The sequence below is a fragment of the Kitasatospora sp. NPDC058162 genome (assembly GCF_042884005.1).
GTDB lineage: Bacteria > Actinomycetota > Actinomycetes > Streptomycetales > Streptomycetaceae > Kitasatospora.
Map to the genome: position 1 here is coordinate 276,463 of NZ_JBHVUS010000007.1, position 17,470 is coordinate 293,932.

Consider the following 17,470-nt stretch of genomic DNA (forward strand, 5'->3'; position numbering starts at 1 on the left):
ACCGTCCGTACGAGAACGGTGATCACCGACAGCGTAGGGGAAGGGCATCGTGGGTGTTCAAGGGGTTTTCACCGGTGCCGCCGGGCCGCTCGGGGATCCGGATCGAGGGCGCCCGGGGGGAGGTTCCACCGTCAACACGTTCCCGGGGTGTTCCCATCCGGGTGAAACCCAGCGTGGCACCGCCGGTTCCCGCGCGGGGTTGTTCTACAGTTCCACTCGCAGAAACCAGCGTTTTCGCTGGTCAAGGGCCCTATCGGCACAACGGCTCGGATGGGCCGGAGGTGGGGCGGGTGGGACTCGAACCCACGACCAAGGGATTATGAGTCCCCTGCTCTAACCGGCTGAGCTACCGCCCCGGTTCGCCGCGCGCGCCGGTCGTGGCCACGGCAGCAGCAGACGGCCCCGCGAGGCCGTCCCGGGCAGCATAGCCGGTCGATCACCCGTGGTGCGCGCCGGGGGCGCACCTGGGTGCGCGACGGTGCGCGCCTCTCCGGGCGGGGGACTCCGGGTGGCGGCGGAGGGCCCGGACAGGGCAGCCTGGGCTGATGACGATGCGTGGGGCGGGAGCGGCGGCCGGGGTGCTGGTCCTGGCGATCGCGACGGCCGGGTGCACCACCGCGGCGCGGCCCGGCAGCGTCGCCCCGACGGTCACCTCGGCACCGCCCAGCACCCCCGCGAGCGCCCACGGCTGGAGCAAGCAGCGCTTCAAGGGGGCGACCGGCAAGCACACCGGGGTCACCCGCACCGCCAAGCCCACCGTGCTCAACGGCCTGGTCGGCGCGGTGTTCACGCGCAACGCGGACGGCGACCACTTCTGCACCGCGAGCGTGGTCGACAGCGCCGGGCTCAACCTCATCGTCACCGCCGCCCACTGCGTCTGGGACCCGAAGATCGGCCAGCGCAGCGACCTGGTCTTCGTCCCCGGCTACCGCAACGGCGACACCCCCAGCGGCGTCTGGCCGCTGCTGGCGGTCAGCGTGGACGACGGCTGGAAGGACCACGCCGACCCGGACATGGACGTCGCCTTCGCCGTCGTCCAGGCCCAGAACGGGCAGCAGGTCCAACAGGTGCTCGGCGCCAACAAACTGGGCGTCAACCGCGGCTACCAGGTCCCGGTGCGGGTCACCGGCTACCCGGGCAGCAGCGACGTCCCGATCACCTGCTCCAACACCACCTCCGAGCAGAGCGCCACCCAGCTGCGGATCGACTGCCCCGACTACACCGGCGGCACCAGCGGCAGCCCCTGGGTCACCGACTTCGACCCGTCCACCAGGACCGGCACCGTGGTCGGCGTGATCGGCGGCTACCAGGAGGGCGGGGACAGTCCGAACACCTCCTACAGCAGCTACTTCGGCGACCGGGTCCAGGCGCTCTACGACCGGGCCACCGGCTGAGCGGGCCGGACCGGAGCCCCGGGCGCGTCCTTCGAACACCCGACAGTGGCGCCGCCGGGCACGGCCTGGTAGATCTTCCTCTCGAACGGCGGAACGCACGGCCCGGATGCCCGCCCCGAAGAACGAGACGGAGCCCCGATGGCCCCCCGCCCGGTGCCGCCCGCGCGCGCGGCCGGAGCGACCGCGCTGGCCGCCCTGCTGCTCACCGCCGGCACCTCTTGCGGCAGCGGGCCGGACAAGGCGCCGAACGCCGAGGTCGCCCAGCAGAGCGCGGCCCGCGACCGGATCGGCACCCTGTCCATCCACAACGCCCAGGGGCCCCGGTCCTGCACCGCGAGCGTGGTGCGCAGCCCCGCGCGCAATCTGCTGGTCACCGCCGCGCACTGCGTGCAGAACCAGCGGGTCGGCCTGCTGGACGGCCTGGTGTTCACCCCCGGCTACCGCAACGGGTACTCCCCGTACGGGAGTTGGCAGGTGCAGTCGATCACCGTCGACCCGCGCTGGGCCTCCGACGACGACCCCGACTACGACGTGGCCTTCATCACGCTCCGCCCGGCCGACGGCCGGCAGATCGAGGACGCGGTCGGCGGCAACCCGCTCGGCACCGGCCGGGGCGTCGGGCTGGCGGTCTCGGTGACCGGCTACCCCAACGAGAGCGACGAGCCGATCACCTGCTCGGTCCGGACCACTTCGCAGAGCTCCACCCAGGAGCGCTTCGACTGCGGCGGCTACACCGACGGCACCAGCGGCAGCCCGTGGGTGACCGGCGACGGCACGGTGGTCGGCGTGATCGGCGGCTTCGAGGAGGGCGGGGACACCCCGGGCACCTCGTACAGCGTCGCCTTCGACCAGCGGGTCGCCGACCTCTACCGGAAGGCGACCACCTGACCGCGCCCGTCACGTCCGCCCGCCCCGCCTTCCCCACAGGGGGCGGGCAGGCGGCGGGCCGGGCCGGGGCGGGCCGCCGGGTGACGCACGCGACACCTGGGCGGGCAACACGAAGGCCCCCCGGTCGTCCGAGGGGCCTTCGCTCTGAGCAGTCACCGAGCAGAGCCGGTGAAGCTCCCGCAATTGGACTCGAACCAATAACCTGCCGATTAACAGTCGGCTGCTCTGCCAATTGAGCTATGCGGGATCGCGGTACTCAACTTCCGTACCACGGGCGGGAGTCGGGCTCCGAAGAGCACTACTCCCGAGCTCCCCCAATTGGACTCGAACCAATAACCTGCCGATTAACAGTCGGCTGCTCTGCCAATTGAGCTATGGGGGATCGGCTTCCGCTTCGGCTCCCGTGACCCGGGCTCCTCGGCGCTCGCTGCGGGACATACATTAGCGCACTCGGGGGGGTGGTCCGCCAATCGTTTCCCCGGCCGCCCCGGACCGCCGGCCCGGCGTGCCCCGCGCGCGCCCCCGACGGCACCCGGGGATGCTGGGGGCGCGGGCGGTTCGCCGTCCCGGGCAACGGGTAGGGCAATGCGGCAGAAGGCCGCCAGGAGAGGGTGGGTCCGATCATGTGGAAGCTGTCGTTGGCCGTGGGTCTCGCGGCCGGCTACGTCCTCGGCTCGCGGGCCGGGCGCGAGCGCTACGAACAGATCACCAAGGTCACCCGGCAGATCGCCCGGAACCCCACCGTGCAGGGGGCGACCGACCGGGCGCGGCAGCAGGCCGGCGCGGTGGCCGGGAAGGCGGCGGGCGCCGTCGCCGACCGGGTCGGGGACCGGCTGCCGAACGCCGTCACCGACCGGGTGCCGTACTTCAGCCGCTCCCGGGCGGAGGACGACGGCTGGGGCACCGTCCGCCCGTGACCGGGCGGTAGGCCCGGCTACCGCCGGTCGGTAGCGGGGCTGTGGCCTCGGCTACCGGCCGTTCATGACGGGGCTGTGACCCCACGGCAAAGGAGATCCCAACGCGGGGTCCCGAACCGGCAACGGCTCACCCGGCCCGGACGCGTACCGGGCCGGGCTGAGGCATGATCTCGACATGGCCATCGTCGCGGGGATAGACAGCTCCACCAGCCGCACCAGGATCGTCGCGTGCGACACCGACACCGGTGCCGTCCTGCGCTCCGGCAAGGCGCCCCACCCCGTCCCCGAGGACCAGGACCTGCGCCCCGGCGAGGCCGACCCGCAGGTCTGGCTGCACTCGCTCGGCGACGCCGCGGCCGGCGGCCTGCTGGAGGGCGTCCGGGCCATCGGCGTCAGCGCCCAGCAGCACGGCATGATCGGCCTGGACGCGGGCGGGGTGCAGGTGCGGCCCGCGATCCTCTGGAACGACCCGCGCTCCAGCGGCGCCGCCGCCAAGCTGCTGGACGCCCTCGGCGGCCCGGCCGCCTGGACCGCCGCGATCGGCGCCGTGCCCGGCCCGACGTACACCATCGCCAAGCTGCGCTGGCTGGCCGAGTTCGAGCCGGCCAACGCCCGCCGGGTCGCCGAGGTGCTGCTGCCGCACGACTGGCTGGTCTGGCAGCTGCTCGGCCACCCCAAGCGCCGCACCACCGACCGCGGCGACGCCTCCGGCACCGGCTACTGGTCCCCGATCACCGGCGAGTACCGCCAGGACCTGGTCGAGCTGGCGCTCGGCCACGAGCTCAGACTGCCCGACGTGCTCGGCCCCGCCGAACCCGCCGGGCACACCCCCGAGGGCCTGCTGATCTCGGCCGGCACCGGCGACAACATGGCTGCCGCCCTGGGCCTGGGCCTCGGCCCGGGCGACGCGGTGGTCTCGCTCGGCAGCGCCGGGACGATCTTCGCGGTGCACGGGGAGGCCGTGGTGGACGCCACCGGCCTGGTCTCCTCCTTCGCCGACGCGAGCGGCCACCACCTGCCGATGGTCGCCACCCTCAACGCCGCCCAGGTGCTGCGCTCCACCGCCGCCATGCTCGGCCGGGACCTGGACGGGCTGAGCGACCTCGCCCTGCACTCCTCCCCCGGCGCCTACGGCCTGGTGCTGCTCCCCTACCTGGACGGCGAGCGCACCCCCGCGCTGCCGCACGCCGCCGGCACCCTGACCGGCCTGCGGGCCGAGGCGATGACCCCTCAGCACCTGGCCCGGGCCGCCGTCGAGGGCATGCTCTGCAACACCGCCGACGCGCTGGACGTGCTGCGTGCCCGGGGCGTCGGGATCAAGCGGGTGTTCCTGCTCGGCGCGGCCGGCCGGCTGCCCGTCGTCCGGCACGTCGCCCCGATGCTGTTCGGCGTCCCGGTCGTGGTGCCCCCGCCGGGCGCGCACGCCGCCCGCGGCGCCGCCCGGCAGGCCGCCTGGGCGCTGGCCGGGACCGCCGAGCCGCCGGAGTGGACGCTGCCGGACGCCGAGACGGTCGAGCCCGAGGGCGAGCAGGACCTGGCGATCGGATCGGCGGTGCGCCAGCAGTACCGCGCCGCCCGGAACCAGATCCACCCGGAGGCCGCCTCGGGCCCGTCGGCCTGACCACTGCCTCGTGAGGCCTGGAGTCTGAGGCCTGGAGTCTGAGGCCTGCCGTCGGGGGAAACGCCGTCTGGCCGAAGTCCGTCGGTGAAGATGCGTCACCCGGTGCCCGGTGGCAGCGTGGGTCGGGACACGGCCACCGAGGCGAAGGGCGGCAGGCACCCATGGCCCTGCACAAGGGGACCGGCGGCGACCGCCGGTTGAGCGTCAGTCCGTTCCTCGGCATCACCGACCCGCTGGGTGCGATGGAGCTCGCCCCGCCGGTCCACCGGCTCGGCGAGGGCCCGGTCGCGGCCGACACCGCGTACCAGCTGGTCCACGACGAGCTGATGCTGGACGGCAGCGCCAAGCTCAACCTGGCGACCTTCGTCACCACCTCGATGGAGGCGCAGGCCACCCGGCTGATGACCGAGTGCCTGGACAAGAACATGATCGACAAGGACGAGTACCCGCAGACCGCCGAACTGGAGCGGCGCTGCGTGGCCATCCTCGCCGACCTCTGGCACGCCCCCGACCCGGACGCCGCGGTCGGCTGCTCCACCACCGGCTCCAGCGAGGCCTGCATGCTGGCCGGCATGGCGCTCAAGCGCCGCTGGATGCGCCGCAACGCCGAGCGCTACGCGGCCGGGGCCCGCCCCAACCTGGTCATGGGCGTCAACGTGCAGGTGTGCTGGGAGAAGTTCTGCACCTTCTGGGAGATCGAGGCCCGCACCGCGCCGATGGAGGGCGAGCGCTTCCACCTCGGCCCCGAGCAGGCCGCCGCCCTGTGCGACGAGAACACCATCGGCGTGGTCGGCGTCCTCGGATCGACCTTCGACGGGTCGTACGAGCCGATCGCGGAGATCTGCGCGGCCCTGGACGCACTCCAGGCCCGCACCGGCCTGGACGTCCCGGTGCACGTGGACGGCGCCTCCGGCGGCATGGTGGCGCCCTTCCTCGACCCGGAGCTGGTCTGGGACTTCCGGCTCCCCCGGGTGCAGTCGATCAACACCTCCGGCCACAAGTACGGCCTGGTCTACCCCGGCGTCGGCTGGGCGCTGTGGCGGGACAAGGAGGCCCTGCCGGAGGAGCTGGTCTTCCGGGTCAACTACCTGGGCGGCGAGATGCCGACCTTCGCGCTGAACTTCTCCCGGCCCGGCGCGCAGGTCGCGGCGCAGTACTACGTCTTCCTGCGGCTCGGCCGGGCCGGCTTCCGGGCCGTCCAGGGCGCCAGCCGGGAGGTCGCCACCTACCTGTCCGGGGAGATCGGGAAACTCGGCTGCTTCCGGCTGCTGACCCGCGGCGACCAGGTCCCGGTGTTCGCCTTCACCACCACCGAGGACGTCACCTTCGACGTGTTCGACGTCTCCCGGCGCCTGCGCGAGCGCGGCTGGCAGGTGCCCGCCTACACCTTCCCGGCGGACCGGGAGGACCTGTCGGTGCTCCGGGTGGTCTGCCGCAACGGCTTCTCCAAGGACCTCGCCGACCTGCTGCTGGCCGACCTCAACCGGCTGCTGCCGGAACTGCGCCGTCAGCCCGTCCCGCTGCAGGAGCTGGGCGTGCCGGTCCGCGCGGGCTTCCACCATTGAGGCGTGTCCGACCCGCCTCGGGCGGCCGTCACGGCCCGGGAAATGCCGCGGCGGGAGGGCGCAGGGGAAGCGCCCTCCCGCCGGGTGGTCCCGGGTCGGTCGGGGCAGCCTCCCCCCGCGAGGCTGCCCCGACCGGTGGGGGGTTCCGGGACTCCGTATCGGGCCGACCACGGCCGACCGGCCGGGGCCCGAACGAAACCGCCGGGCGGCGAAACGCACCGGCGAGGAGAACTCTGCACGACGAACACGTGACTGTTCGAGGGTTCCGAGGGGTTGTGAGACACTTCCGTCCGTCTCAACGCCATGACCTGGAGTTTGGGACGCCAGGCCGCTGAGGTTGGAGAAGGAGAGACGCCGACCGGCCGGACCGGGCGTGCACCTCCCCGCCCCGTCCCACCGTCGTCCCGTCCCGCGACTCATGGAGGACCGCGTTGGCTTCCGCCTGGAAGGAACTGCCCGAGGAGCTGTCCGAGCCCGCCCGCCGGCTGGCCGAGGAGCTCCGGACGCTCAAGGACACCGCCGGACTCTCGCTGTCCGAGCTGGCCACCCGGACCCACTACAGCCGGGCCTCCTGGGAACGCTGGCTGAACGGCAAGCGGGTGGTCACCGAGCAGGCGCTGGAGGCGCTGATCGGGGCGGTCGACTGCGACGCGACCGCGCTGCGCCGGCTGTGGCAGCGGGCGGTGGCGCCCGAGGCCGAGGTGACGGCGGACCGGCCGACGGCCGAGCAGCCCAAGGCCGAGGCCCTGGCGCAGACGTCGGCACCGACCGACGCCGCGGGCCCCGAGCCCGACCGGGCAGAGCCCGACCCGGCCGGACCCGCCCCCGAAACCGCCCCCGCGTCGTCCCCCGAAACCGCCGACGAGCAGGCCGGCGAGCGGGCCGCCACCTGGTGGCGGCGCCCGGTGGCGCTGGTCTCCGGCGCGGCCGTGCTGGCGCTGCTGCTGGTGCTGGTCGGGCTGCGCGTCAGCCGGCACGACGGCCAGGCCTCGGCGGCCGACGAGCCGTCCCCGACCGCCCCGGCCGGCGCCAAGCCCGTCCCGACCGACCCCGCCTGCCGGGCCCTCGGCTGCGCCCACAAGGACCCCAAGACCACCGGCTGCGGCAAGGACGCCCGCACCCTGCAGACCCAGGTCGTCGGCAAGGTCGTCGTGTACCTCCGGTACAGCCGGACCTGCCAGGCCGCCTGGGCGGCGATCACCGAGGGCGAGCCCAAGGACTACGCGGTGATCACCGACAGCACCGGGGACAGCGAGACCGCGATGATCCACTGGGGCTACGACAACTACTCGCAGATGCTGAACGCGGCGGACCCGACGGTCAGCTTCAAGGTATGCGGCTTCCAGCCGGCCGGGAACGACTGCACCGGGACCGTCACCGACCTGGCCACGGTGGTCGCCTCCACCCCGATCCCGATCGGCCCCGCCTCCCCGCCCCCGGGTGCCGGGGGCGCGGCGGCGACGCCGAGCGACTCGCCGTCGGGGTCGGCGCCGGGGGCGGCGTCGACCGGACCGGCGCAGGGCGCCACCCAGGCGCCGCCGACCGACCAGGCCTCGCCGAGCGGCCAGGCCTCGCCGAGCCCGTCCGCGTCCTGAGGCACGGCCGACACGCCCCGGGGGACCCGCTATTCGAGGTAGCCGCGCAGCTGCTCGGCGTAGGCGTGGTCGCGGAGCTTGACCAGCGTCTTGGACTCGATCTGCCGGATCCGCTCCCGCGTCACACCGAACACCGCGCCGATCTCCTCCAGCGTGCGCGGGCGGCCGTCGTCCAGCCCGTAGCGGAGCTGGACGACCTGGCGCTCCCGATCGCCGAGGGTCGCCAGCACCGCGTCCAGGTGCTGGCGCAGCAGCAGGAAGGTCGCCGACTCGGCGGGCGAGGCGGCGTCGGCGTCCTCGATCAGGTCGCCGAGCGCGACGTCGTCCTCCTCCCCGACCGGGGTGTGCAGCGAGATCGGCTCCTGGGCCAGCCGGAGCAGCTCGCGGACCCGCACCTCGGTGAGCTCCAGGGCGGTGCCGATGTCGGCCGGGGTCGGTTCCAGGCCGCGCTCCTGCAGCAGCGCGCGCTGCACCCGGACCACCCGGTTGATCAGCTCCACCACGTGCACCGGCACCCGGATCGTCCGGGCCTGGTCGGCCAGCGCCCGGCTCATCGCCTGCCGGATCCACCAGGTCGCGTACGTCGAGAACTTGTAGCCGCGGGCGTAGTCGAACTTCTCCACCGCCCGGATCAGGCCGAGGTTGCCCTCCTGGACCAGGTCCAGCAGGGTCAGCCCGCGGCCGACGTAGCGCTTGGCGACGGACACCACCAGGCGCAGGTTCGCCTCGATCAGGCGGCGCTTGGCGATCCGGCCGAGGACCACCAGGGAGTCCAGCTCGCGGGCCAGCGGGTCGGGCGGCGGCGGGTCGCCGTTCAGCCGCTCCTCGGCGAACAGGCCGGCCTCGATCCGACGGGCCAGCTCGACCTCCTCGGCGGCGGTGAGGAGCCGGATCCGGCCGATCTCGCGCAGGTACTGGCGCAGCAGGTCGGCGGCCGGACTGCCGCCCTCCGCCCGCTCGGCGGGGCCTTCGTCGTCGAGATCCGGCTCGGCGTCCGGCTCGGAGTTCGACTCGGCGTCCGGCTCGGGGTTCGACTCAGGGGTCGGTTCCGGGCTGTCGGGGTGGCCCTCCGGCAGCTCCTGGGCGGGCACCCGCTGGTCCGGGGGCGCGGACCCGGCCCGGCCGTGGTCCGTCTCCTGCTCCCCGGTCGGCGGTCCGGTGGGCTCGGCTCGTCCGGTGGGCTCGGCTCGTCCGGTGGGCTCGGCTCGTCTGGTGGCGGTGGTCGCTGCGGCAAGGCCTTGGTCCACGGGCATCCCTCGGGGCGGGCGCGACTCTGGCGGACCCGCGCTGGACGGAGGTGGGACGCCCTCCAGTGTGGGGTACGCCACGCTCCGTGGCCGAGACTCGTGCGCCGACTTTCTGCGCAGGACTTCCCGGGCACGCCCTACAACGCTGCCGCGCCCCGGCTCTTCAGCTGGTCGCCGTACTGCTGGAGCTGCCACAGCTCGGTCTGCACCGCGTGCAGCTGCTCGGCGTCCGCCCGGTGGCCCAGCCGCTGGAGGTAGCCGCGGACCTCGGCGATCCGCCGGTCGACGGCCAGCAGGCGCAGCTTGACCAGGAACTCCCCGGCGTAGATCGCGTCCGCCTTGCGGAGCGACCGCACCGGTTCGACGGTCAGCTCGGTCACCAGCGAACGCACCTGGTCGTCCGGGGAGGCCTCGCGCACCGCGCTGGTGAAGTCGGGCACGGCCGCCCCGTACGCGGCGCCGCCGGCCTTGGCGATGGCCTGCCGGACGGCGGCGTACGGCGGGGTCGGGAACTCGTCCTCGCCGTACTGGTCGAAGGCCGGGCTGACCAGGTCCGGGTGCTGGAGCGCCAGCTTGAGCAGCTCCCGCTCGACGAACTGGGCCGGGTCCCGCGGGTTCAGCCGGAACGCGGGCCGGTCCGGGCGCGGCGCCGTGACGGGCTGCTCGGTGCGCCGCTGCTGGCCGTTGGCGCGGGGGTTCTGCTGCCGCTCCCGCTCCCAGCGGGCCAGCTGGGAGATCCGGCGGACCACGAACTGCTCGTCGCCCGGGTTGACCCCGAGCATGCCGGCCAGGCGGATCGCGTAGCCGTGCCGGATCGACTGGTCCTTGATCTTCGCGACGATCAGGGCGGCCTCCTCCATGGCGGCGGCCTGCCCCTCGGGCGTCTCGACCCGGTGCTTCGACACCGCGGAGTTCAGCGCGAACTCGAACAGCGGGACCGGGTGGTCGATCAGCTGCCGGACCGCCTCGTCGCCCTGGGCCAGGCGCAGCTCGCAGGGGTCCATGCCGCCCGGGCTGACCGCGATGGAGGTCTTGGCGGCGAACTTCTGGTCGTCCTCGAAGGCGCGCAGGGCGGCCTTCTGGCCGGCCGCGTCGCCGTCGAAGGTGAAGACCGTCTCGCCGCGGTACTGGGAGGTGTCCATCAGCAGCCGGCGGATGATCTTGATGTGGTCCTCGGCGAACGCCGTGCCGCAGGTGGCCACCGCCGAGGTGACCCCGGCCAGGTGGCAGGCCATCACGTCGGTGTAGCCCTCGACCACCACCGCCCGGCCCGACTTGGCGATCTCCTTCTTCGCCAGGTCGATGCCGTACAGCACGTGGGACTTCTTGTAGATCGGCGTCTCGGGGGTGTTCAGGTACTTCGGGCCGTTGTCGTCCTCGCGCAGCCGACGGGCGCCGAAGCCGACCACCTCACCCGCGATGTCCCGGATCGGCCACACCAGCCGGCCCCGGAAGCGGTCGATCAGACCGCCGCGCTGGCCCTGCGAGGCCAGGCCGCCCTGGAGGATCTCCTTGTCCGTGAAGCCCTTGCCGCGCAGGTAGCGGACCAGGTGCTCCCAGCCCACCGGGGCGTAGCCCACGCCGAAGATCTTCGCGGCCTCCTCGTCGAAGCCGCGCTCGGCCAGGAACCGGCGGCCGATCTCCGCCTCCGGCGAGGCCAGCTGCTCCCGGTACCAGGCGGCGGCCACCTTGTGCGCCTCGACCAGCCGGGTGCGCTCGCCCTGCTGGTGGCGGGGGCTGTAGCCGCCCTCCTCGTAGCGCAGCGTGATGCCGGCCTGGGCGGCCATCCGCTCGACGGCCTCGGCGAAGGTGAAGTGCTCGATCTTCATCAGGAAGGCGATGGTGTCGCCGTTCTCCTGGCAGCCGAAGCAGTGGAAGACGCCCTTGGCGGGGTTGACGTAGAAGGAGGCGGACTTCTCGTCGTGGAAGGGGCAGACGCCCTTGTACTCGCCGCCGCCACCGTTGGTGAGCTGTACGTAGTCGCCGACCACCGCGTCGATCGGCAGTGCGCTGCGCACCGCCTGTACGTCTTCGTCCCTGATCCGCCCGGCCACCCCGGAAGTCTACTGGGGCGGCCGGGGTTTCCGGCTCTGCCGGGGCACCCCGACGGGGAAGGGGACGGTGACCTCGGTCTCCCCCTCCCCCCCGCGGCTACGACCAGGCGGCGCCGACGAGTTTGGCGTGCAGGGCGAGGGCCGAGGCGTCCGTGAGGGTGGCGATCTGGTCGATCACGGTGCGCAGGGCGGCCCGGTCGTCCTCGGCCTCGTGGTACATCGCGGTGAAGACCGGGTCCAGCCCCTCGGGGGCGCGCTGGGTCAGCACGTACGCCAGCTCGGCGATCACGATCCGCTGGCGGGCCCGCAACTGGGCCTGCTCGTCGCGCATCATCACGTACCGGACGGCGACGGCCTTGAGCACCGCGACCTCCAGCCGGACCTCCCGCGGCACCACCAGCTCGGCCGCGTAGCGGGTGAGCCGGCCGGGGCCGTAGCGGGCGCGGGTGGCCTGCTCGGCGGCCAGGCAGAAGCGGCCGATCAGCTGGCTGGTGAGGTCCTTGAGGCCGGCCCGGGCGCGCGCGGTGCCGTCGTAGCCGCGCGGCCACCAGTCCTGGGCGAGCAGCCGGTCCAGGGCGGCGGCGAGCTCCTCCGGCTCGGCGTCCTGGGCATAGCGCTCGGCGACCTTGAACAGGTCGCCGCGCTCGCCGGGGGCGCGCAGGGCGGCCGGGTCGACGTGGCCGGCCTGGAGGGCGTCCTCGACGTCGTGGGTGGAGTAGGCGACGTCGTCGGACCAGTCCATGACGGTGGCCTCGAAGCACTTGCGCCCGGCCGGGGAGCCGGCCCGCAGCCAGCGGAAGACCGGCAGGTCGTCGGCGTAGACGCCGTACTTGGACGAGGCCGGGTCGGTGGGGTGGGCGCCCTTGGTCCACGGGTACTTGGTGGCGGCGTCCAGGGCGGCCCGGCTCAGGTTGAGGCCGACGCTACGGCCGGGCCAGGGGGCGAGCCGGGCGGCGGCCTGCTCCTCCGGGGGCGCGAAGCGCTTGGGTTCGAGCCGGGTGAGGATGCGCAGCGACTGGGCGTTGCCCTCGAAGCCGCCGCAGGCCTCGGCGGCCTGGTCGAGGGCCTCCTCGCCGGTGTGGCCGAAGGGCGGGTGGCCGATGTCGTGGGCCAGGCAGCCGGTCTCCACGAGGTCCGGGTCGCAGCCGAGGGCGGCGCCCAACTCCCGCCCGACCTGGGCGCATTCGAGCGAGTGGGTGAGCCGGGTGCGCGGGAAGTCGCTGCGCATCGGGGCGACCACCTGGGTGGTACCGGCCAGTCGGCGCAGCGCGGCGGAGTGCAGCACCCGGGCGCGGTCGCGCTGGAAGGCGGTGCGGCCGGGGCGCTTGTCCGGTTCGGGGACCCAGCGGGCCTCGGCGGCGTGGTCGTACGGGATCGGGGCGGCGAGGCGGTGCGTGGTGTCATCCATATGCTCCTCACGGTACGCCGCACCCCCGACACGCGGGGTGTGCCGCGCGCGAAGGGGCGCGGGCCGGGGCGTGAACCGTGGGAGGCGCGCCGGTGTCCGCCCCGGTGAATCGGCCGGACCCGAACGGTCCAGTCGCCCGGGGGCAAGTCCGGCGGGCGCGGTCAGCCCCGGACGGCCTTCAGCAGCACGGCGGCCACCGCCTCCTCCCCCCGGGCGTTGGGGTGGATCGGGGTGAGCCCGTGGGCCGGGAAGGGCGGCTCGATCCAGCGGGCGTCCTCCCCCGCGCACATGTCGTGCCCGGCCGAGGGCCCGGCGGTGTCCACGAACACCGCACCGGCGGCCTCCGCGCGCTGCTTGAGCATCCCGTTGAGCTGCTGCTCCTTCTCGGTGAGGAAGCCGAGGTCGGCCGGCGCGAGCGTGCCGCCCAGCGTCGGCTGGCAGCTCGCCGGGTCGGCCGGGAGCAGCGCCGGGTAGCCGACCACGTACACCCGGGCCTGCGGGGAGCGGCGCCTGATCTCCTGGAGGGCCTCGGCGACCTTCGCGCCGGCCGCGTCCACCCGGGCCTGCACCTCGTCGGTGCCGCCGGAGGCGTAGTGCTCCCGGCAGGGCGCGGCCGCGCGGTCCGCGCCGACCAGGTCCTTCACCGCGTCCACCAGGGTGGCCTTGGCGCACTCGGTGACGACCTGCATGAAGCCGGCGTCGTTGCCGCCGATGCCCAGGGTGACCAGCCGGGTGGCCGGGGTCAGCGCGTCCAGCTGGGCCGGGTTGGGGCCGTCGTCGGTCTTCTGCACCGCCCTGAGGTCTCCGGTGCGGGCGCCGCTGCAGCTGACGTCCCGGAACTGCCCGGACGGCACGGCGAGCGCCTTCGCCAGCAGGGAGGGGTAGTTGACCCCGGAGCGGGCGCAGCCGCCCGGGTCGCCGACCTGCGGGGCGATCTTCGGCCCGGCCGTGTACGAGTCGCCGAGCGCCACGTACGGGCTGGTGGGCGGCGGGGTGGGGGTCGGCGTCGGGGTCGGGGTCGGGCCGGCCGGTGCCCGGCCGGGCACCGCGCCCGCGAAGCCCCGGTCGGAACCGTCCGCTCCGTCCGGTCCGCCCCCGCCGCTGCACCCGGCCGTACCGGCCAGCAGCAGGGCGGCGAGCAGGGCCGTCGCGACGGCCGTCGGGCGGGTGGTGCTCGGCATGGCGTCCCCCCTGGGGCTGCGGGTCACGGGCTGCTCCGTACACGGCGGCCCGTCCCCCCGGGCACCGCAGGACCAACGTACGGGCGGCGCCGAAGACTCCCGTCCGCGGGGGCCTCCGCGGACGGCTCTGCGGCTGTGCGGCGTACTGCTACTCCGCGCCGCGTTCGTGCTCGGCCAGGAACTGCTCGAAGCGCCGCCCCAGCTCGTCCGCGGAGGGCAGGTCGACCGGCTCGGCGAGCAGGCTCTCCCGGCTCTCGGCGCCCGCGACCGCGTCGTACTGGCCCTCCATGCCGCGGATCGCCGAGCGCAACTCGCCGTCGCCCTGGGCCAGCTGCTCCTCGATGTCGGCGTACACCTCGCCCACCCGCTCGCGCAGCCGGGTGCCGGGCAGCACCAGGCCGGTGGCGGACTGCACCGCCTCCAGGATCAGCACCGCGGCCGCCGGGTAGGCCGAACGGGCCACGTAGTGCGGGACGTGCACGGCGAAGCCCAGCACGTCGTGCCCGGCCTCGGCCAGGCGGTACTCCAGCAGGGCCTGGGCGCTGCCCGGGACCTGCGCCTGCTCGAACCACTGCGGGTACCCCGGCGCGAGGTCGAGCCGGTTGCCGTGCGGCGTCAGGCCGACCGGGCGGGTGTGCGGCACCCCCATCGGGATGCCGTGGAAGTCCAGGCTGAGCCGGACCTCGAAGCGCTCGACCAGCGCGCGGACGGCGCGCGCGAAACGCTCCCACTCGACGTCCGGCTCGGGGCCGGTGAGCAGCAGGAACGGGGCGCCGGCGGCGTCGCGGACCAGCTGGAGCAGGATCTCCGGCGGGTCGTAGGACGACCAGTGGTCGTGGTCGAAGACCATCGCGGGGCGGCGGGCCCGGTAGTCGACCAGGCGGTCGTGATCGAAGCGGGCCACCACCTGGGGGGAGCCCGTCTCCAGCAGGTGGGCCACCACCTGGCCGCCCGCCTCGCCGGCGTCCATGAAGCCCTCGAAGTGCTGGAGCAGCACCAGTCCGGCGCCGGTGTCGCGCAGTTCCGCGTTGGCCTCGGCCACGGCGGCCACGCCCCGCTCATCCAGCTCGTACAGCGCCTGGAAGTCTCGCACCGCGCACCCTTCCCCGTTCTCTGCTCGTCCCGCTCCGACCGGCTCTCGTCCTGTCCAGCGTGTCGGGCCGCGAGGGAATTCCCGTTCCGGCCGACCGCTCGGTGGACGGTCCCGCCGGCGGGCCGTCCGGGGACCCGTCCGACGCCCTGTCCGCGGACCCGTCCGGCGACCCGTCCGGCGACACGTCCGGGGGCCGTCGCCGACCGCTCCGGACCATGATCGCACCCGAAGGGAAAGCCCCTGGTCACGGGTGTTCAACAGCCCGCTCCGGGGCGCGCGTCAGCGGCCCGCTGCGACATTCGCGCGCCGCGAAGTGACGCACCGCGTTCTGGCGGGTATCGTCCTCTCGCTGCCTCGCATCGTCGCGTCGTCGTCACGTCGTCCGTAACGCCGTCGATCACGACCCGGATCGCTGTCGGGCAGACACCCACGACGCACCTTGCCTTCACCTGGCCGCCTGCTTCCCTTCGCGCACCCGCCTCCTCCTCGGCCATTTCCCGGACGACACTGTCCCCTCGCTCTTCCCGCCGGACCGGTCCGAGGATCCGTGTCCGTTCCGGCACCCTCGCCGCCCGTTCCGGGCCGCCGCTCCGCCCCATCCGACCGGATTTCCTCCGGCGCACAGGGGTACCCGGAGCCGGAAACCGGGCCGGGGCGAAACCCCAGTCCACCGCAGTCCGTGCCGCACCCCGGCGCGGGATGCGCCCTACGACCGATGAAGGACCAAGGTTCCGTGCCAGCACCTGTCTTCCTCACCGGCCGCACCGTTCGGTTGGAGCCACTCGCCGCCCACCACGCCGAGGCCATCGCCGCGGCCGGCGCCGAGGACCGTACGACCTATGCCTTCACCCCCGTCCCGCACGGCCTGGAAGCGGCCCGCGACTACATCGCGCGCGCCCTCGCCGACCAGGCCGCGGGCCGGTCGCTGCCGTTCGCGACGGTGAACGCCGCCGACGGCCGGGTGGTCGGCTCCACCCGGTTCCTCGAACTCGACTACTGGCAGGGCCCCATGGTGTGGCCGCCGGTGCCCGGCGTGCCGTTCGGCGATCCGGCCACGGCCGTGCCGGACGCCGCCGAGATCGGCAACACCTGGCTCTCCCCGCGCGCCCAGGGCACCGGCATCAACACCGAGGCCAAGCTGCTCATGCTGCGGTACGCCTTCGAGACCTGGGGCGTGCAGCGGATCTCGCTGCGCGCGGACGCCCGCAACCTGCGTTCGCGCGCCGCGATCGAGCGGCTCGGCGCGACCTCCGAGGGGGTCCGCCGGGCGCACTCGCGCGGGCTGGACGGAGTGGTGCGCTCGACCGCGTTCTACTCGATCCTGGACGCCGAGTGGCCGGCCGTCCGGGACATCATCGAGCTGCGGATCGCCGCCGCCACCTCGCCGAGCGCCCCGGATCCGGCGATCAACCAGGAGTGCCTTAGACAGGGCGGCAGCGGCGCCGGGCAGCTGATGATCACGGCCTGAAGGGCAGCGGTTCGCCGGTAGCGGCGGTCTCCAGGATCCAGCTGAGGACCGCCAGGCCGTGCGCCTCGTGCGGCCGCACCGGCCAACGGTCGTGGCTCGTCTCGGCGACCGCCGAGACCGGCCGCCAGCCGTTGCGGACCGGGGCGACCACCACCTCCCAGACCGGATGGCCGTCGTTCGGGCGACAGATCCTGACCGAGCCCTCATGGGTGTGGACCGCCCAGCGGCCGTCCAGGGCGTCCGTGTGCCTCCCGCCCCGGATGCGCTGCCACTGCTCGTCGGTCCATTCCACCTCGGGGACCGGGTGCGGGCGCGGGACCAGGATCTCCGCGCGGCCCCGGCCGCCGGTGACCGCCCCGGGTGTCGGGAACGCCCAGCCGGGCAGCGGTTCCCGGGCGGCCAGCCAGGCGGCCGGGATGCCCTGGGTGCCGGTGTGGGCGGCGACCACTCCCCCGGTGATCGCGGCGACGGTGTCCATGTCGCCGCCGGCCGCGATCGCCTCGCGCACGGCGGTCGGGTAGTCGGTCAGATGGCTGGCGGCGCACCAGAGGGCGTACGGGACGGTGTCGGCGGCCGAGGTCCGGCTGCCGTTGCCGAGCACACTCGTGGCGGCCTGCGGGTCCGACTCGGCGAAAAATGTGGTCCCGGCCAGATCGCCTGAACGGCGCTGGCCGGGGTGAGATGCCCCGATTGATACCGGACCATCCTGCCCCTCCCCACCTCGGTCGCCACGCGACATCAATCGCGACTTCAACGGCTCGCGGGTGGGTGTGGGTGTTGGCTTCCTCCTGACCCCAAGGGATCAGGATTCCCTCCAGCCATGCGGCCGGACTGGGCTTCCGGTTACCCGTCTGCCTGGTTGGCGCTTCACAGCCTGCTCAACAGCTAAGGCTCCACGCCCTGCAAACGCCTGCCCGGCGTCCGTACTTCAGTGCCCCGAGTTTGGCTATCGCCCGCAGCACGAGCAACGTAGCACCCTTCGCTATCACGCGAGCACGAAGCGTCAATACTGTCGCGATCGACATGGCGGACACATACG

The 17,470-nt window shown here is 74.0% G+C and carries 13 protein-coding genes and 3 tRNA genes; 7 read left to right on the plus strand and 9 right to left on the minus strand.

All coding sequences use genetic code 11. The features are described 5' to 3' along the window. Positions 1 to 282 precede the first annotated feature (282 nt). A tRNA-Ile gene (locus ACFVXG_RS16885) sits at positions 283 to 356 on the minus strand. 189 nt (positions 357 to 545) lie between these two features. Here ACFVXG_RS16885 and ACFVXG_RS16890 point away from each other — a divergent pair. Together ACFVXG_RS16890 and ACFVXG_RS16895 are read left to right on the plus strand one after the other, a co-directional pair. Next, positions 546 to 1,394 (plus strand): trypsin-like serine peptidase, encoded by an 849-nt coding sequence (locus ACFVXG_RS16890; protein ID WP_387928226.1) that lies wholly within the window; start codon positions 546 to 548, stop codon positions 1,392 to 1,394. A gap of 138 nt (positions 1,395 to 1,532) precedes the next feature. Then, the gene (locus ACFVXG_RS16895; protein ID WP_387928228.1) at positions 1,533 to 2,282 is read left to right on the plus strand and encodes a trypsin-like serine peptidase; all 750 of its coding nucleotides are present in this window, start codon (positions 1,533 to 1,535) and stop codon (positions 2,280 to 2,282) included. A gap of 174 nt (positions 2,283 to 2,456) precedes the next feature. Here ACFVXG_RS16895 and ACFVXG_RS16900 read toward each other — a convergent pair. Both ACFVXG_RS16900 and ACFVXG_RS16905 read right to left on the minus strand, forming a co-directional pair. Beyond that, positions 2,457 to 2,529: transfer RNA gene (locus tag ACFVXG_RS16900), tRNA-Asn, on the minus strand. Positions 2,530 to 2,591: 62 nt separating this feature from the next. Further along, positions 2,592 to 2,664 (minus strand) — tRNA-Asn (locus tag ACFVXG_RS16905). A gap of 241 nt (positions 2,665 to 2,905) precedes the next feature. Here ACFVXG_RS16905 and ACFVXG_RS16910 point away from each other — a divergent pair. The 4 genes from ACFVXG_RS16910 to ACFVXG_RS16925 all read left to right on the plus strand — a co-directional run bounded on the left by ACFVXG_RS16910 (position 2,906) and on the right by ACFVXG_RS16925 (position 7,980). After that, on the plus strand, positions 2,906 to 3,199 hold the full coding sequence (locus ACFVXG_RS16910) for a hypothetical protein (protein ID WP_350509403.1): 294 nt from the start codon (positions 2,906 to 2,908) through the stop codon (positions 3,197 to 3,199). 175 nt (positions 3,200 to 3,374) lie between these two features. Beyond that, a complete protein-coding gene (locus ACFVXG_RS16915) occupies positions 3,375 to 4,820 on the plus strand; it encodes an FGGY family carbohydrate kinase (protein ID WP_387928230.1) in 1,446 nt (481 codons plus the stop codon). A 161-nt stretch (positions 4,821 to 4,981) separates the two neighbouring features. Beyond that, positions 4,982 to 6,385 (plus strand): glutamate decarboxylase, encoded by a 1,404-nt coding sequence (locus ACFVXG_RS16920; RefSeq protein WP_387928232.1) that lies wholly within the window; start codon positions 4,982 to 4,984, stop codon positions 6,383 to 6,385. A gap of 431 nt (positions 6,386 to 6,816) precedes the next feature. Further along, a complete protein-coding gene (locus ACFVXG_RS16925; RefSeq protein WP_387928234.1) occupies positions 6,817 to 7,980 on the plus strand; it encodes a DUF2690 domain-containing protein in 1,164 nt (387 codons plus the stop codon). 29 nt (positions 7,981 to 8,009) lie between these two features. On the opposite strand, the gene ACFVXG_RS16930 is transcribed toward ACFVXG_RS16925, so the two are convergent. The 5 genes from ACFVXG_RS16930 to ACFVXG_RS16950 all read right to left on the minus strand — a co-directional run bounded on the left by ACFVXG_RS16930 (position 8,010) and on the right by ACFVXG_RS16950 (position 14,963). Next, positions 8,010 to 9,233, minus strand: coding sequence for a sigma-70 family RNA polymerase sigma factor (locus ACFVXG_RS16930; protein ID WP_387928236.1), 1,224 nt, complete (start codon positions 9,231 to 9,233; stop codon positions 8,010 to 8,012). A 131-nt stretch (positions 9,234 to 9,364) separates the two neighbouring features. After that, complete coding sequence (gene dnaG, locus ACFVXG_RS16935) at positions 9,365 to 11,281, minus strand: DNA primase (protein ID WP_387928238.1); 1,917 nt, start codon at positions 11,279 to 11,281, stop codon at positions 9,365 to 9,367. A 97-nt stretch (positions 11,282 to 11,378) separates the two neighbouring features. Continuing rightward, positions 11,379 to 12,689, minus strand: a complete 1,311-nt coding sequence (locus ACFVXG_RS16940; protein WP_387928240.1) for a deoxyguanosinetriphosphate triphosphohydrolase — start codon at positions 12,687 to 12,689, stop codon at positions 11,379 to 11,381. A gap of 161 nt (positions 12,690 to 12,850) precedes the next feature. Further along, the gene (locus ACFVXG_RS16945; RefSeq protein WP_387928242.1) at positions 12,851 to 13,870 is read right to left on the minus strand and encodes an SGNH/GDSL hydrolase family protein; all 1,020 of its coding nucleotides are present in this window, start codon (positions 13,868 to 13,870) and stop codon (positions 12,851 to 12,853) included. A 148-nt stretch (positions 13,871 to 14,018) separates the two neighbouring features. Next, positions 14,019 to 14,963, minus strand: a complete 945-nt coding sequence (locus ACFVXG_RS16950) for a PAC2 family protein (protein WP_350505341.1) — start codon at positions 14,961 to 14,963, stop codon at positions 14,019 to 14,021. A 733-nt stretch (positions 14,964 to 15,696) separates the two neighbouring features. Between ACFVXG_RS16950 and ACFVXG_RS16955 the strand changes: the two genes are divergently transcribed. Beyond that, complete coding sequence (locus tag ACFVXG_RS16955; RefSeq protein ID WP_387928245.1) at positions 15,697 to 16,431, plus strand: GNAT family N-acetyltransferase; 735 nt, start codon at positions 15,697 to 15,699, stop codon at positions 16,429 to 16,431. On the opposite strand, the gene ACFVXG_RS16960 is transcribed toward ACFVXG_RS16955, so the two are convergent. Then, positions 16,421 to 17,170: an ADP-ribosylglycohydrolase family protein gene (locus ACFVXG_RS16960; RefSeq protein ID WP_387928247.1), complete on the minus strand. Its 750-nt coding sequence runs from the start codon at positions 17,168 to 17,170 to the stop codon at positions 16,421 to 16,423. The two genes, ACFVXG_RS16955 and ACFVXG_RS16960, sit on opposite strands and share 11 nt — an antisense overlap. Positions 17,171 to 17,470: the final 300 nt, after the last annotated feature.

Bases quoted from the DNA above. Each gene is read 5' to 3' on its own strand.
- ACFVXG_RS16910 (WP_350509403.1), top strand. From the start codon at position 2,906: ATGTGGAAGCTGTCGTTGGCCGTGGGTCTCGCGGCCGGCTACGTCCTC.
- ACFVXG_RS16960 (WP_387928247.1), bottom strand. From the start codon at position 17,170: ATGTCGCGTGGCGACCGAGGTGGGGAGGGGCAGGATGGTCCGGTATCA.
- ACFVXG_RS16945 (WP_387928242.1), bottom strand. From the start codon at position 13,870: ATGCCGAGCACCACCCGCCCGACGGCCGTCGCGACGGCCCTGCTCGCC.
- ACFVXG_RS16920 (WP_387928232.1), top strand. From the start codon at position 4,982: ATGGCCCTGCACAAGGGGACCGGCGGCGACCGCCGGTTGAGCGTCAGT.
- ACFVXG_RS16890 (WP_387928226.1), top strand. From the start codon at position 546: ATGACGATGCGTGGGGCGGGAGCGGCGGCCGGGGTGCTGGTCCTGGCG.
- ACFVXG_RS16915 (WP_387928230.1), top strand. From the start codon at position 3,375: ATGGCCATCGTCGCGGGGATAGACAGCTCCACCAGCCGCACCAGGATC.
- ACFVXG_RS16940 (WP_387928240.1), bottom strand. From the start codon at position 12,689: ATGGATGACACCACGCACCGCCTCGCCGCCCCGATCCCGTACGACCAC.
- ACFVXG_RS16895 (WP_387928228.1), top strand. From the start codon at position 1,533: ATGGCCCCCCGCCCGGTGCCGCCCGCGCGCGCGGCCGGAGCGACCGCG.
- ACFVXG_RS16930 (WP_387928236.1), bottom strand. From the start codon at position 9,233: ATGCCCGTGGACCAAGGCCTTGCCGCAGCGACCACCGCCACCAGACGA.